Here is a 14073-nt window from a genome sequence, read left to right as displayed (position 1 = left end):
AGATCTTCCCGTCGAGCACGTCCTCACACAACCTCCACATCGGCCTCACGGGACCCACCCGCTGCCTGCCGCCGACTGCCGCGGTCGGGACCGGCGCGAAGGGTACGGTGGGGACCGCGGCCCGCCGGGTCTGCGACCTGTGGGCGAGACGATCGAGTCGACGAGGAGGCCCCCGTGGGGTGGCGCGATGTGGTCTACGGCGCGTACGAACGCAGGGTCCTCAAGGATCTGCCCAAGGAGTCCCTCCCACGGCACGTGGCCGTCATGCTCGACGGCAACCGGCGCTGGGCCCGCGCCCGCGGTGCCGGCACCGCGAGCGGCCACCAGGCCGGCGCCGACAAGATCGAGGAGCTGCTCGAGTGGTGCCGCGAGGCCGGCGTCGAGTACGTCACCCTCTGGCTCCTCTCGACCGACAACCTGCGTCGCCCGGAGGAGGAGCTCGCCCCGCTCCTCAAGATCATCGAGACGGCCGTCGCCGACCTCGCCGACACCGGCAACTGGCACCTCAAGATCGTCGGGGCGCGTGACCTGCTGCCGCGTGAGACCGCCGAGAGCCTCGGTGACTCGGCCAGGCGCACCAAGGACGTCGACGGCATGACGGTCAACGTGGCGGTCGGCTACGGCGGCCGGCGCGAGATCGCCGACGCGGTGCGCGACCTGCTGCTCGAGCGGGCGGCGGCCGGGGAGTCCATCGAGCAGATCGCCGCCGGTCTCACCGCCGACGACATCGCCGGGCACCTCTACACCAAGGGCCAGCCAGACCCCGACCTCGTCATCCGCACCTCGGGCGAGCAGCGCCTGGGCGGCTTCCTGCTCTGGCAGAGCGCCACGTCCGAGTTCTACTTCTGCGAGGCGTACTGGCCCGACTTCCGCCACGTCGACTTCCTGCGCGCGCTCCGGGCGTATGCCGGCCGGCACCGTCGCTTCGGCAGCTGACCGACCGCTGACCGACCTCCGACCTCCGGGCAACCTCCGCCGCGGGGTGGGGAGTGCTCCCCATTGTCCGACTTCGCCTTCGTTGCGTAGGTTGCGGGGAGCCGGCTGGGAGACCCACCGGCAGCACACGGCACACGGCTGGGGTGGGCACGCCCACGACCACGGCACGGCGACGACGTCAGGGGAGCAGCGGACACATGGCGATCTACAAGAAGGGCGCCGACCCGGTGGCGCTGCGCGCGTCGGCCGAGCGCATCACCGGGCACGCCCGCGAGTGCGAGAGCGTCAAGGGTGAGGCGAGCCGGGCCGTCCACGCCCTCAAGGGGCAGTGGGGCGGCGGCGACCTCGACCACCTGATGAACCGGTGGCCGCCGATCGAGGCGCAGCTGACCCAGTTCGGCACCGACCTCGGCAAGCTCGCCGAGGCGCTGCGGCGCAACGCCGGCGCGCAGGACACCGCGAGCGGCCAGGGCGGCTCGGGCTCCGGTGGCGGCCCGGGGGGCTCCGGGAGCGGTGGTGACAACGGGGGAATCCCCGGCTACGACCTCCTCAAGTCGCTGTGGACGCCGATCAAGGGCATCGGCACCGCCGTCGGCCTGCTCGGCACCGGCATGAAGATCAAGAACTTCCTCTCGAACCTCGGCAGCTGGGACAGCGCGACGGGCCTCTTCGCCAACCTCAAGAACGCCTGGAAGACCGGCCCCCTCGCCGAGTTCGGCGAGGCGCTCGCCCCGAAGAACTGGGGAACGCTGTCGCGGTTCCTGCCCTCTCTCGCCGAGGGCGGTGCCCTCGCGCGCACCCTCGGCACCGTCGGCAAGGCCCTCGGCCCGATCGGCGTCGCGTTCGGTGGCTTCACCGTCGCCAACGACATCTCGGAGGGCAACTACGGTCGCGCCGGCTACGACTCGGTGATGACCGGGCTCGGCGCCGCCGCCCTGATGACGCCGCCCCCGGTCGACGTCGTCTGCGGCATCGCCGCGGGCGGCATGGCTGTCGGCCAGCTCGTCTACGACAACTGGGACACCATCACCGACTTCACCGGTGACGCCGTCGACGCCGTGGGCGACTTCGCGTCCGACGCGGGCGACGCGATCGCCGACGTCGCCGACAAGGTGTGGCCGTTCTGACCGCTGCGTGGGCGCCCCGGGAGGCGAAACCCCGGGACGCCCGGCATCGTTGGACCGACGACATGACACCGTTGACCACCGAACGCCGGTCGAGCCCCTGCGCGGCACCCACCGCGAACGGCCGCGAACGACCGCGAACCACCGCGAACCACTGCGCAACGACAGAGGGAGAACCATGGCTGACCCGATGAAGGGCACCCCGCTCGAGGGCTTCGAGCTGCCCGAGGAGGTCTTCGGCCTCGGCGCCGCCGAGCTCGCCTACCTCATGGCCCGCCACGAGACACCCGGCGGCGAGCGCTCCCGGCAGCTGCTCATGCTCGACCCGCGAGCGGCCGACGACGCGGCGCTGCTCGCCGGCGCCTCGAGCCTCGCCTCGCGCGGCTGGCTGGCGGTGGACGACGAGGGCACGCACGAGGCCCGCTCCAACGCGGCCCTCGTCGAGTACGCCGTCGGTGCGGCGACCCGCTGGACGCGCATCGGCCTCGTCGGCGAGAACGTCAGCCAGGCCGACTTCGCCATCCTGCTCGAGTCCGACACCGTCGTCGCGCTGATGCAGCCGCGGCAGCTCGCGTCGTGGTTCATCCGCCTCGGCCAGCAGGACGGCAGCACCGGCGCGCTGGTGACCGGCCTCGTGCGCGAGCGGTTCGCCGCCAACCCGCAGGCCGGAGTGTTCCTCGAGGTGCAGACCCTCGACGCACGCAGCAACCTCGCCGTCCGCCGCTCGGGCGAGGGCTTCGAGGCGCTCGCCGACGTGGCGGGCCCCGGCACCGGCACCGGGGGCGTCGTCGACACGAACGGCCTGCAGGGCGCCGTCGAGCAGCTCTACACCGAGGCGGTCAGCGCATGAGCACCCCGGCACGGCAGCCCGACGGCACGCCGCAGGCGCACGCAGCCCCGCGCGGGGGCGAGCCGGCGCCGCCCAAGGAACCCTTCGCGTACGTCAGCCAGGAGCGTGGCCTGCTCACCCTGAAGATCCGTGAGCCCGCGCTGATGTTCGTCTTCTTCCTCGCGCTCACCGTGCTCGGCGTCATCTTCTTCCTCCAGGTCAAGAAGGGCGCCGACCAGGGTGCCGAGGGCGCCATGGGGGTGGCCTGGCTGATCCTCGGGATCTTCGGCGTGCTGGGCGTCATCGGCATGGCCGTCGCCGCCGTCCGCTGGCGCTGGAAGCGCGAGTACGTCCGCGTCATGGGCCGCTCTCCCTGGGCCTGAGACACCTCTCGTCGAGCGCCCGGTTCCCGACGGCTGGCCCCGTCGGGAGCCGGGCGCTCGACGCGTCAAGGCCGCTCGGCGGTCATCCGGTCGACGGGTGTGTTGCCTGGACGTGAACTTCGGGGCGACACGACGACGCAACGACAGTCAATGCGTGTCAGCGCCGGATGCGGGTCGTACCGTCGTCCCAACGGCCGGCACCCGTCGGACGTTGCCAGGAGGCCCACCCATGGAGCGATCGCTCAGGACGGAGGGCCGGGCACGACGCCACCCTCTGGTGGCCGCCCGGCATCTCGGGAGCGATCAGGCGCGCTGAGCGCGCCGCGTAGGGAGTGGCACATGGCACGTACGACCCGTCAGGTCACGTCGGACCCCGCCAGCACGACCACCAAGCCGGCCGCGGCCACCACACGAACGTCCGCACGGGGCACGGCACGTGAACGCGTGCCCGAGCACAAGACGTACGTCCTCGACACGTCGGTGCTCCTCTCCGACCCGAGGGCGATGCTCCGTTTCGCCGAGCACGAGGTCGTGCTGCCGGTGGTCGTCGTCACCGAGCTCGAGGGCAAGCGCCACCACCCCGAGCTCGGCTACTTCGCGCGCCAGGCCCTGCGCCTGCTCGACGACCTGCGTGTCAGCGAGGGCAGGCTCGACAAGCCCGTCGGCGTCGGCGACGACGGCGGCACCCTCCGCGTCGAGCTGAACCACACCGACCCCTCGTCGCTGCCCGCAGGCTTCCGGCTGGGCGACAACGACACGCGCATCCTGGCCGTCGCGAAGAACCTCGCCAACGAGGGCTGCGACGTCACCATCGTGTCCAAGGACCTCCCGATGCGCGTCAAGGCCTCGGCCTGCGGGCTCGAGGCCGAGGAGTACCGCCACGAGCAGGGGGTCGACTCCGGCTGGACCGGCCTGCAGGAGCTCGAGGTCACGACCGACGAGCTCGACCAGCTCTACGACCGCGGGCGCGTGGAGCACGCGGGCGCCGCGGAGCTGCCGTGCCACACCGGTCTCGTCCTGCTCTCGCCGCGGGGAAGCGGTCTGGGGCGGGTCGGCGCCGACAAGCAGATCCGGCTCGTGCGGGGCGACCGCGACGCGTTCGGCCTGCACGGCCGCAGCGCCGAGCAGCGCATCGCCCTCGACCTGCTCCTCGACCCCGACGTCGGCATCGTCAGCCTCGGTGGCCGCGCCGGCACCGGCAAGTCGGCCCTTGCGCTCTGTGCGGGCCTCGAGTCGGTCATGGAACGCCGCGTCCAGCGCAAGGTCCTCGTCTTCCGCCCGCTCTTCGCCGTGGGTGGGCAGGAGCTCGGCTACCTCCCCGGCACCGAGGCCGAGAAGATGAACCCGTGGGGCCAGGCGGTCTTCGACACCCTGAGCGCGCTCGTCTCCACCGAGGTCGTCGAGGAGGTCATGGACCGCGGCCTGCTCGAGGTGCTGCCGCTGACCCACATCCGTGGCCGGTCGCTGCACGACGCGTTCGTCATCGTCGACGAGGCGCAGTCCCTCGAACGCAACGTGCTCCTCACCGTGCTCTCCCGCATCGGCCAGAACTCCAAGGTCGTGCTCACCCACGACGTCGCCCAGCGCGACAACCTGCGGGTCGGGCGCCACGACGGTGTCGCTGCCGTGATCGAGAAGCTCAAGGGCCACCCGCTCTTCGCCCACGTGACGCTGACTCGCAGCGAGCGCAGCCCGATCGCGGCCCTCGTCACCGACATGCTCGAAGGTCTCGACGTGTGACCTGAGTCACGCCCACACGGCGTCCTCCGAGCACGGGCTCGGGGGACGCCGTGTTCTGGGACTCGTGCCCAAAGAGGACCAAGTACCCATTACGGTTAGGGCCGAACTTGATCTTCGGTACCTCCGCTGGCACCGTTGCACCAGAAAGATCTCGGATCGGTAACGCTCGCTGCGGGGTGCGAGCGCTGGCGGACCGGTGATCCCCCTCCCTCACGACCAGCTCGGGACGGCACGTTCTGCCGTCCCGCGCCTGCGTCGAGCACTGACCCCGAGAACCCAGGAAGGCGTGACGTCAGTTCATGGCACGGTATGAAGGCCGGCACCGCAATGCACCGGCTCCCTCATCCGCTCCCAGCTCGAAGCACGCCACCCCTTCGGTGCGTCCGAGCCGGTCCGGCAGCACGGCCCCGTCCGGTCCCGCGGTCTCGCGGTCGACGCAGGGCGTGGCGACCGAGTCGGTGAAGCACGGTTCCTCGGGCCACTCATCGGGCCACTCATCGGGGCAGGCCGCATCGACCCGCCGCAGCCGTCACGAGCCGACCCCGCGCCGCAAGCGGCACGTCGGGCGTCCGATCCTCGCCGGGGCGCTGGCTCTGGGGCTCGGCACCAGCGGCTTCGCGTACGCCAAGGCCACGAACATCATCGGCGCCGACGCCGCGGCGTTCGTCGTGGGATCGGGCGTCGTCGCCCAGACCGACGAGCTCGCCCGCGCGACCACCGTCGACACGACCTACCGGGCCGCCGCGTCCGTCTCGCGCAACGAGCGCCGCACGGCGATCGCCGCGACGGGCCTGCGCACCGCCAAGGAGCTCGAGGCCAAGAAGAAGCAGGAAGCAGCCAAGCAGGCCGAGCTGGCCCGGCAGGCTGCCGAGGAGGCAGAGCGCGAGCGCGAACGCCAGCGCGCCATCGACAACGCCCAGAACGACCCGAAGTCCGCCGCCCGTGTGCTCATGGTCGACCAGGGCTGGACGAGCGACTCGCAGTACAACTGCCTCGTCAACCTCTGGACGGGCGAGAGCGGCTGGCGCTGGTCCGCCGAGAACCCGAGCTCGGGCGCGTACGGCATCCCGCAGTCGCTGCCGGCCCGCAAGATGTCGCAGTTCGGCGCCGACTACCGCACCAACCCGATCACGCAGATCAAGTGGGGGCTCTGGTACATCAAGATGTCCTACGGCAACCCGTGCAACGCCTGGTCGACGTGGCAGGCGCGGTCGCCGCACTGGTACTGAGCCCACCGGGACCGACAGCGAGCCCGACACCGGGCCCGACACCGAGCCCGACGTCCGGGCGAGCCCACCGACGACGTATGCCGTGTGGCCGGCCCCTGCTGGGAGCCGGCCACACGGCATACGTGCGTCACAGGCGATACGCGCGTCACACGGCACACCTGCGTCAGGGCCACGACGCGGGGCAGCGGGGCTCAGATCTTGCGGAGCCTGACCCGGCGCACCTCGTGGTTGTCGCCCTTCGAGAGCACCAGGCTGGCCCGTGACCGGGTGGGCAGGATGTTCTCGACGAGGTTCGGGCCGTTGATCTCGCGCCAGATGCGGTTCGCGGTGGCCACGGCCTCCTCGTCGGAGAGCACGGCATACCGGTGGAAGTACGAGTCGGGGTCGGAGAACGCCGTCTCGCGCAGTCGCAGGAACCGGTCGACGTACCACTTGCGCACGTCGTCGACCCACGCGTCGACGTAGACGGAGAAGTCGAAGAAGTCGCTGACCGCGAGTCCGGTGCCCCGCACGGGGTGCACCTCGGGCGCCTGGAGCACGTTGAGGCCCTCGACGATGAGCACGTCGGGCTGGCGCACGACGATGCGCTCGCCCGGGACGATGTCGTAGGTCAGGTGCGAGTAGACCGGGGCGGTGACCTCGGCCCGGCCCGACTTGATCTCGGCGACGAAGCGCAGCAGCGCCCTGCGGTCGTAGGACTCGGGGAACCCCTTGCGCTGGAGCAGCCCACGGCGCTCGAGCTCGGCGTTGGGGAAGAGGAAGCCGTCGGTCGTGACGAGGGCGACCCGCGGCGTGTCGGGCCAGCGGGCGAGCATCTCGCGCAGGATGCGGGCGGTCGTCGACTTGCCGACCGCCACCGACCCGGCCACGCCGATGACGAAGGGAGTCTTGGCCGGGCGCTCGCCGAGGAAGTCGCTCGTGACCTGGTGCAGCTGGCGAGTGGCTCCGACGTAGAAGTTGAGCAGGCGCGACAGGGGCAGGTAGACCTCCTCGACCTCGTTGAGGTCGACGCGGTCGCCGAGGCCGCGCAGCCGCGCGAGGTCGGCGTCGTCGAGGTTGAGCGGCTGGTTCTCGCGCAGCCGCGACCACGCGGCCCGGTCGAACTCGACGTAGGGCGACGGGATCGACCCGTTGCCACCCGGCCCGTTGCCGCCCGACCCCGTGCCGCCCGTGCCGCCGGTGCCACCCGTGCGGCCGGTGCCGCCGACGCCGCCGTCGTTGCCGTCACCGCTGGTCGCCCCAGAGGGCGCGCCACCGCTGCTCGTCGCCTCCGACACGCGTTCCGCCACGTCCGCCATTGTGTCGGACGATGGCACGCCCGGCGGCCTCGGCCCCGGACGTGGCACCCCCGGCGTTCCCCTAGGCTGGACCTCATGTGTGGAATCGTGGGATACGTCGGCCGGACGAACGACGGCACGGCGCTCGACGTCGTCATGGAAGGCCTGGCCCGTCTCGAGTACCGCGGTTACGACTCCGCCGGTGTGGCCCTCCTCGACGGCGACCACGTCGAGACCCGCAAGAAGTCCGGCAAGCTGGCCAACCTCACCGCCGAGCTCGAGGCCGACCCGCTGCCGACGTCGACCACCGGCATCGGGCACACCCGCTGGGCCACGCACGGCGGCCCCACCGACGAGAACGCCCACCCGCACCGCGGTGGCAAGGACGGCAAGCTCGCCCTCATCCACAACGGCATCATCGAGAACTTCCACAGCCTCAAGAAGGGCCTGCTGGCCGAGGGCGTCGACTTCACGAGCGAGACCGACACCGAGGTCGTCGCCCACCTGCTCGCCGAGGCCTACGACCGCGAGCACGACCTGACCGCCGCGATGCGCGCCGTCGTCGCCGACCTCGAGGGCGCCTTCACGCTCCTCGCGATCCACGCCGACCAGCCCGACGTCGTCGTCGGCGCCCGCCGCAACAGCCCGCTCGTCGTCGGCCTCGGCGACGACGCCAACTACCTCGGCTCCGACGTCGCCGCCTTCATCGGCCACACCCGTCAGGCGCTCGAGCTCGCCCAGGACCAGATCGTCACGATCACGCCCGCCGGCGCCACGGTCATCAACTTCGACGGCACGCCCGCGGAGGGCAAGGCGTACGAGGTCACGTGGGACGCCGCCGCCGCCGAGAAGGGCGGCTACGCGACGTTCATGGAGAAGGAGATCAACGACCAGCCGCACGCGGTGGCCGACACCCTGCTCGGTCGCACCGACGTGGAAGGCCGGCTGACGCTCGACGAGATGAGCATCTCCGAGGAGCAGCTCAAGAACGTCGACCGCATCACGATCGTCGCGTGCGGCACGGCCGCGTACGCCGGCATGACCGCCAAGTACGCCATCGAGCACTGGACCCGCATCCCCGTCGAGGTGGCGCTGGCCCACGAGTTCCGCTACTGCGACCCGATCGTCAACGAGCGCACGCTGGTCGTGTCGATCAGCCAGTCGGGCGAGACCATGGACACCCTGATGGCCGTCAAGCACGCCCGCGAGCTCGGTGCCATCACCGTCTCGGTGTGCAACACCCACGGCTCGACGATCCCGCGCGAGTCCGACGCGGTGCTCTACACGCACGCCGGCCCCGAGATCGCGGTCGCCTCGACGAAGGCGTTCCTCGCCCAGATCACCGCGTGCTACCTGCTCGGCCTCTACCTCGCACAGCTGCGCGGTGGCTCGTTCGCCGACGACGCTGCCGCGGTCATGAAGGAGCTCGCGCAGGTCCCCGCGAAGATCGAGACGCTGCTCGGGCAGATGGGGCGCGTCAGGGAGATCGCGAAGTTCATGGCCGACACGCGCTCGGTCCTCTTCCTCGGCCGCCACGTCGGCTACCCGATCGCGATGGAGGGCGCGCTCAAGCTCAAGGAGCTCGCCTACATCCACGCCGAGGGCTTCGCGGCCGGCGAGCTCAAGCACGGCCCGATCGCGCTCATCGAGCCCGGGCAGCCGGTCTTCGTCATCGTGCCCTCACCCACGAGCGAGCACGGCCTGCACGGCAAGGTCGTCAGCAACATCCAGGAGATCCGCGCCCGCGGCGCCCGCACCCTCGTCATCGCCGAGGAGGGCGACGAGGCGGTCGAGCCCTTCGCCGACGAGGTCATCCGGGTGCCCGCGACCTCGCCGCTGCTCGCGCCGCTGCTGACCGTCGTCCCGCTGCAGGTCTTCGCGCTGTGGCTCTCGACCGCCAAGGGGCTCGACGTCGACCAGCCGCGCAACCTCGCCAAGTCGGTCACGGTCGAGTGACGTGATCGTCGGGGTCGGGATCGACGTCGTCGACATCGCGCGCTTCGAGGAGACCCTCCGGCGCGCTCCGGCGCTGCGCGAGCGGCTCTTCACGGCCGAGGAGCGCGGGCTGGGCATCGCCTCGCTCGCGGCCCGCTTCGCCGCCAAGGAGGCCCTCGCCAAGTCGCTCGGGGCCCCGGGCGGCATGGAGTGGACCGACGCGCGGGTCGTGACCAACGCCGACGGCCGGCCCTCGCTCGAGATCGGCGGCACGGTGCGCGCCCGCGCCAACACGCTCGGGGTCGACTCGTTCCACCTGTCCATGTCGCACGACGCGGGAATCGCGTCGGCCGTCGTCATCGCGGAGGGCTGATGATCCGCGCCCACTCCATCGACGCCGTGCGGGCCGCCGAGGCCGCCGCCATGGCCGAGCTGCCCGAGGGGACCCTGATGGCTCGCGCCGCGCTCGGCCTCGCCGAAGTCGCCGCCGCGCGGCTCTCCGACGCCGGGGGCACGACCGTCGTGGGCCTCGTCGGGGGCGGCGACAACGGAGGTGACACCCTGTATGCCGTCGCCCACCTCGCCGAGGCCGGCTATGCCGCCGCTGTGGTGCTGCTCGCGTCGTCGGGTCGCGACGGTGTCCACCCGGCAGGCCTCGCGGCCGCCGAGGCGGCCGGGGTCGTGGTGCACGTGGCCGCCGGCGCCCCCCGTGACCCCGACTCCTACCCCGACTCCACCGCCGACGTCGTCGCCGAGGCCGACCTCGTGCTCGACGGCATCGCCGGCATCGGCGGGCGCCCGGGCCTTCGCCCCGACGCGGCCCGTCTCGTCGACGCCATCGACGACGACGCCTGGGTGATCGCCGTGGACGTCGCGAGCGGGCTCGACCCGGCCGGCCAAGCCGGCGAGGACGACGCCGTGTGGGCCGACGAGACCGTCACCTTCGGCACGCCGAAGCCGGCGCACCTGCTCCCGGCGGGGGAGGGCGCGACGGGTGTCCTGACCGTGGTCGACATCGGCGTCCCCTTCGACGACGTGCCTGCGGCCGTGGAGCGGCTGACCTGGGACGACGTCGCGGCGCTCTGGCCCGTGCCCCGGGCCTCCGACGACAAGTACTCCCGCGGTGTGCTCGGCGTCGTCGCCGGCAGCGAGGCCTACCCGGGCGCAGCGGTGCTGTGCACGACGGCCGCTGCCGAGGCCGGCGTCGGGATGATCCGCTACGTCGGCACGCGCACCCCTGTGGGGCTCGTGCACCACGCGGTGCCCGAAGCCGTCGTGGGTGAGGGGCGGGTCCAGGCGTGGGCGGTCGGGCCCGGCCTCGACACCGAGACCGACCACGACGACGCACGCGCGCAGCTCGACGCTGCTCGGGCTGCACTCGCGTCCGACCTGCCGGCAGTCGTCGACGCCGGCGGGCTCGACCTCGTGAACGGCCGCCGCGACGCGCCCACGGTGCTCACGCCGCACGCCGGTGAGCTGGCCCGCCTCCTGAGCCGCCTCGACGGGTCGACCGACCGGACCAAACCGGCCGAAACGGTTGCTGCGGGCTCTGACGCCGCCGAGCGTCCGGTCGACCGACGCGCCGTCACGGTCGACGAGGTCAAGGCCGACCCGCTCGGTCACGCCCGCCTGCTCGCTGACCTCACTGGCGCCACCGTCCTGCTCAAGGGCTCCACGACCCTCGTCGTGACCGACGGCCGGGCCGTACGCGCGCAGGCCGACGCCCCGACGTGGCTGGCGACCGCTGGCGCCGGCGACGTGCTCTCCGGTGTCATCGGCACCCTGTTGGCGGCAGGTCTCGCTCCTCACGACGCCGCCTCCCTCGGGGCCCTCGTGCATGGTGTGGCAGCGGACCGCGCGTCCGGCGGTGGCCCGCTGCGGGCGCTCGCGGTCGCTCACGGCATACGGCCGGCGGTGCGCGACCTGCTCGCACGGGGTAGGTCTGCGCCGGGGTGAGCCGTCGGCCCCTCGGCGCGCCCAGCCCTGTTCAGCGACCCACTCCACGAACTGCGAGACTGCACCAATGAGCCAGATCGACGCCGCCGGCGCGCAGCGCGCCGCCGTGCCGACAGCCGCGCCGGACACCGCGCCCCTCGTGCCGGACACCCACGGGCTCACCGTGTGGGCCGAGATCGACCTGACGGCCCTCGAGGCGAACGTGCGGACGCTCCGCGCGCTCGCCCCGGCCTCGGATTTCATGGCCGTCGTCAAGGCCGACGCCTACGGCCACGGGCTGCTGCCGGTGGCCCGCGCCGCGCTGCGTGGCGGCGCGACGTGGCTCGGCACAGCCCAGTTCGCGGAGGCGTTCGCGCTGCGCGATGCCGGGCTGACCGCCCGTCTGCTGACGTGGCTGAGCGTCCCCGGCTCCGACTTCGCGGGCGCCGTCTCCCGCGACATCGACCTGTCCGCGTCGGCCCCGTGGGTGCTCGACGAGATCGCCGCCGCAGCGGCCGAGGTCGGGCGAACGGCGCGTGTACACCTCAAGGTCGACACCGGCCTCGGGCGCGGCGGTGCCTACGGCGCCGACTGGGGCACCCTCGTGGCCCGCGCCCGGCACCTCGAGGCCGAGGGCACGGTCGAGGTCGTCGGCATCTGGACCCACTTCGCGCACGCGGACTCGCCCGAGCACCCGACCGTGCTCGCCCAGCAGGAGCGGTTCTTCGAGGCGGTCGCTGAGGCCGAGCAGGCCGGCATCCGGCCCGAGGTGCGCCACCTCGCGAACTCCGCGGCCACCCTCGTGCACCCGTCGGCCCACGCCGACCTCGTGCGCCCCGGCATCGCCATGTACGGCCTCACCCCGGTGCCGCAGGTCGACGACGACTTCGGGCTGCGCCCGGTCATGACGCTGCGGGCCCGGCTCGCCCTCGTCAAGGAGCTTCCCGCAGGCCAGGGCATCAGCTACGGCCACGCCTACGTGCCCGACGTCGACACCGTCGTCGGGCTCGTCCCGGCGGGCTACGCCGACGGCATCCCGCGCAACGCGACGAACGTCGGGCCCCTGCTCGTCGAGGGGCGCCGCACGACGATCGCTGGTCGGGTCTGCATGGACCAGCTCGTCGTCGACCTCGGCCCCGGGTCGAGGGCGCAGGCGGGCGACGTCGTGACCCTCTTCGGCGGCGCACCCGGCGAGCCCACCGCGCAGGAGTGGGCCGACGCCACCGACACCATCAGCTACGAGATCGTCACCCGGCTGGGGGCGCGCGTGCCCCGGCTGTTCATCGGCGACGTCCCCGGCACGAGCAGCCCGGACGGCCCCGACGGCGCGAGGCGCGCATGAGCCCCCGCCGCAACCCGGTCATCGGCATCGCCGCCGCGACCCTCGGCGTCGCCGCGGGTGTCGCCGCAGGCATCGCCGCCGACCGCGCGGGCAAGCACCGGGCCGCGATGGCCGCCCTCGAGACCCCCGAGCTGCTCGACATCCAGCCCGACGAGGAGCACGTCGTCCTCACCGACGACGGCGTGGCCCTCCACGTCGAGATCGACCTCCCGACGCGCGAGGCGGCAGCTCGAGCCGCCAAGGGCTCGACCCGCCACGGCCGCGCCGACGAGCTGCCCACGGTCGTGCTGAGCCACGGCTACTGCCTGAGCCTGCGCTGCTGGGTCTACCAGCGGCGGGCCCTCAAGGAGGCGGGCTACCGCGTCGTCTCGTGGGACCAGCGCGGCCACGGCCAGTCGGCCCGGGGGGAGAAGGACAGCTACACGATCGACCGCATCGGCAAGGACCTGCACACCGTCCTCACCCAGACGGCGCCCGAGGGCGACCTCGTGCTGGTCGGGCACTCGATGGGGGGCATGACGATGCTCGCGCTCGGCGAGCAGGACCCGGGGCTCATCCTCGAGCGCGTCGTCGGGGCGGCCTTCGTGGCGACCAGCCCGGGCGGGCTCATGCTTGCCAACGGCGGCCGCGTGGCCACGCTCGGGCGGCTCATGCTCGAGCGACTCGGTCCGGGCGTGCTCGGCTCTCTCGCGCGTCGCCCCGAGGTGTTCACGAAGATGCGGCGCGCGGCCCGCGATCTGGAGCACTTCATGGTCGAGCAGAACTCGTTCGCCTCCCCGGTGCCCCGCTCGGTCGTGCGCTACACCGCCGACATCCTGCTCGGCACGCCGCTCGACGTCGTCAACGACTACCTGCAGACGTTCGACGGCTTCGACAAGCGGCCGGCCCTCGGCGAGTTCTCCAAGGCGGTCGTGCTCGTCTTCAACGGCCGCGAGGACGTCCTCACCCCGCCCTCGCACAGCGAGCTCATCGTCGAGGGCATCCCCGGCGCCGAGCACATCGTCGTCAACGACGCGGGCCACGTCATCATGCTCGAGCACCCCGACCTTCTGAACGCCCACCTCATCCAGCTCGTCGACCAGGCCACCCGCGCCCGGGCCGAGCAGATCGAGGTGTCGAAGCAGCCCCGCGTGCGTCGCATCGTCACCGACGTGGCGAAGAACCGCCGCCAGCGCCGGCTCGAGAAGGAGGCGGCCGACCTCGTGCGCACCGGTCGCACCAGGATCGCGCGCACCAAGGCGCCGCGCGGCACCAAGTCGGCCGACGCCAAGTCGGCCGGCCCCAAGACGGACGGCCCCAAGACGGCCGGGCCGAAGACGCCCGACGCCAAGGGCGCCTGAGCG

The 14073-nt window shown here is 72.5% G+C and carries 12 protein-coding genes; 11 read left to right on the top strand and 1 reads right to left on the bottom strand.

The features are described 5' to 3' along the window. Positions 1-174 precede the first annotated feature (174 nt). The 6 genes from ACFQ2V_RS10080 to ACFQ2V_RS10055 all read left to right on the top strand — a co-directional run bounded on the left by ACFQ2V_RS10080 (position 175) and on the right by ACFQ2V_RS10055 (position 6241). Complete coding sequence (locus ACFQ2V_RS10080; RefSeq protein ID WP_386052555.1) at positions 175-936, top strand: isoprenyl transferase; 762 nt, start codon at positions 175-177, stop codon at positions 934-936. 197 nt (positions 937-1133) lie between these two features. Continuing rightward, a complete protein-coding gene (locus ACFQ2V_RS10075; protein ID WP_386052554.1) occupies positions 1134-2063 on the top strand; it encodes a hypothetical protein in 930 nt (309 codons plus the stop codon). A gap of 175 nt (positions 2064-2238) precedes the next feature. After that, positions 2239-2910 carry a hypothetical protein gene (locus ACFQ2V_RS10070; RefSeq protein WP_386052553.1) on the top strand — a complete coding sequence of 224 codons (672 nt, stop codon included), beginning with the start codon at positions 2239-2241 and terminating at the stop codon, positions 2908-2910. Next, positions 2907-3272 (top strand): hypothetical protein, encoded by a 366-nt coding sequence (locus ACFQ2V_RS10065; protein WP_386052552.1) that lies wholly within the window; start codon positions 2907-2909, stop codon positions 3270-3272. The genes ACFQ2V_RS10070 and ACFQ2V_RS10065 overlap by 4 nt, the downstream gene beginning before the upstream one ends. A gap of 504 nt (positions 3273-3776) precedes the next feature. Beyond that, a complete protein-coding gene (locus tag ACFQ2V_RS10060) occupies positions 3777-5012 on the top strand; it encodes a PhoH family protein (RefSeq protein WP_386052645.1) in 1236 nt (411 codons plus the stop codon). Between the two features lie 443 nt (positions 5013-5455). Next, on the top strand, positions 5456-6241 hold the full coding sequence (locus ACFQ2V_RS10055) for an aggregation-promoting factor C-terminal-like domain-containing protein (RefSeq protein WP_386052551.1): 786 nt from the start codon (positions 5456-5458) through the stop codon (positions 6239-6241). Between the two features lie 191 nt (positions 6242-6432). On the opposite strand, the gene coaA is transcribed toward ACFQ2V_RS10055, so the two are convergent. Next, the gene (gene coaA / locus ACFQ2V_RS10050; RefSeq protein ID WP_386052644.1) at positions 6433-7365 is read right to left on the bottom strand and encodes a type I pantothenate kinase; all 933 of its coding nucleotides are present in this window, start codon (positions 7363-7365) and stop codon (positions 6433-6435) included. Between the two features lie 249 nt (positions 7366-7614). On the opposite strand from coaA, the gene glmS reads away from it, so the two are divergent. The 5 genes from glmS to ACFQ2V_RS10025 all read left to right on the top strand — a co-directional run bounded on the left by glmS (position 7615) and on the right by ACFQ2V_RS10025 (position 14070). Then, positions 7615-9474, top strand: coding sequence for a glutamine--fructose-6-phosphate transaminase (isomerizing) (glmS, locus tag ACFQ2V_RS10045; protein WP_386052550.1), 1860 nt, complete (start codon positions 7615-7617; stop codon positions 9472-9474). A 1-nt stretch (position 9475) separates the two neighbouring features. Beyond that, the gene (locus tag ACFQ2V_RS10040; RefSeq protein ID WP_386052549.1) at positions 9476-9826 is read left to right on the top strand and encodes a holo-ACP synthase; all 351 of its coding nucleotides are present in this window, start codon (positions 9476-9478) and stop codon (positions 9824-9826) included. Beyond that, positions 9826-11409, top strand: a complete 1584-nt coding sequence (locus ACFQ2V_RS10035; RefSeq protein WP_386052548.1) for a bifunctional ADP-dependent NAD(P)H-hydrate dehydratase/NAD(P)H-hydrate epimerase — start codon at positions 9826-9828, stop codon at positions 11407-11409. Before ACFQ2V_RS10040 ends, ACFQ2V_RS10035 begins: the two co-directional genes overlap by 1 nt. A 67-nt stretch (positions 11410-11476) precedes the next feature. Beyond that, positions 11477-12730, top strand: coding sequence for an alanine racemase (gene alr / locus ACFQ2V_RS10030; protein WP_386052547.1), 1254 nt, complete (start codon positions 11477-11479; stop codon positions 12728-12730). Further along, positions 12727-14070, top strand: coding sequence for an alpha/beta fold hydrolase (locus ACFQ2V_RS10025; protein WP_386052546.1), 1344 nt, complete (start codon positions 12727-12729; stop codon positions 14068-14070). Before alr ends, ACFQ2V_RS10025 begins: the two co-directional genes overlap by 4 nt. Positions 14071-14073: the final 3 nt, after the last annotated feature.

It is taken from the genome of Terrabacter terrigena (assembly GCF_042676085.1).
Taxonomy (GTDB): Bacteria; Actinomycetota; Actinomycetes; order Actinomycetales; family Dermatophilaceae; genus Terrabacter; species Terrabacter terrigena.
The sequence above is the reverse complement of the archived record's forward strand: the minus strand, read 5'-3'. Positions and strand labels throughout refer to the sequence as shown.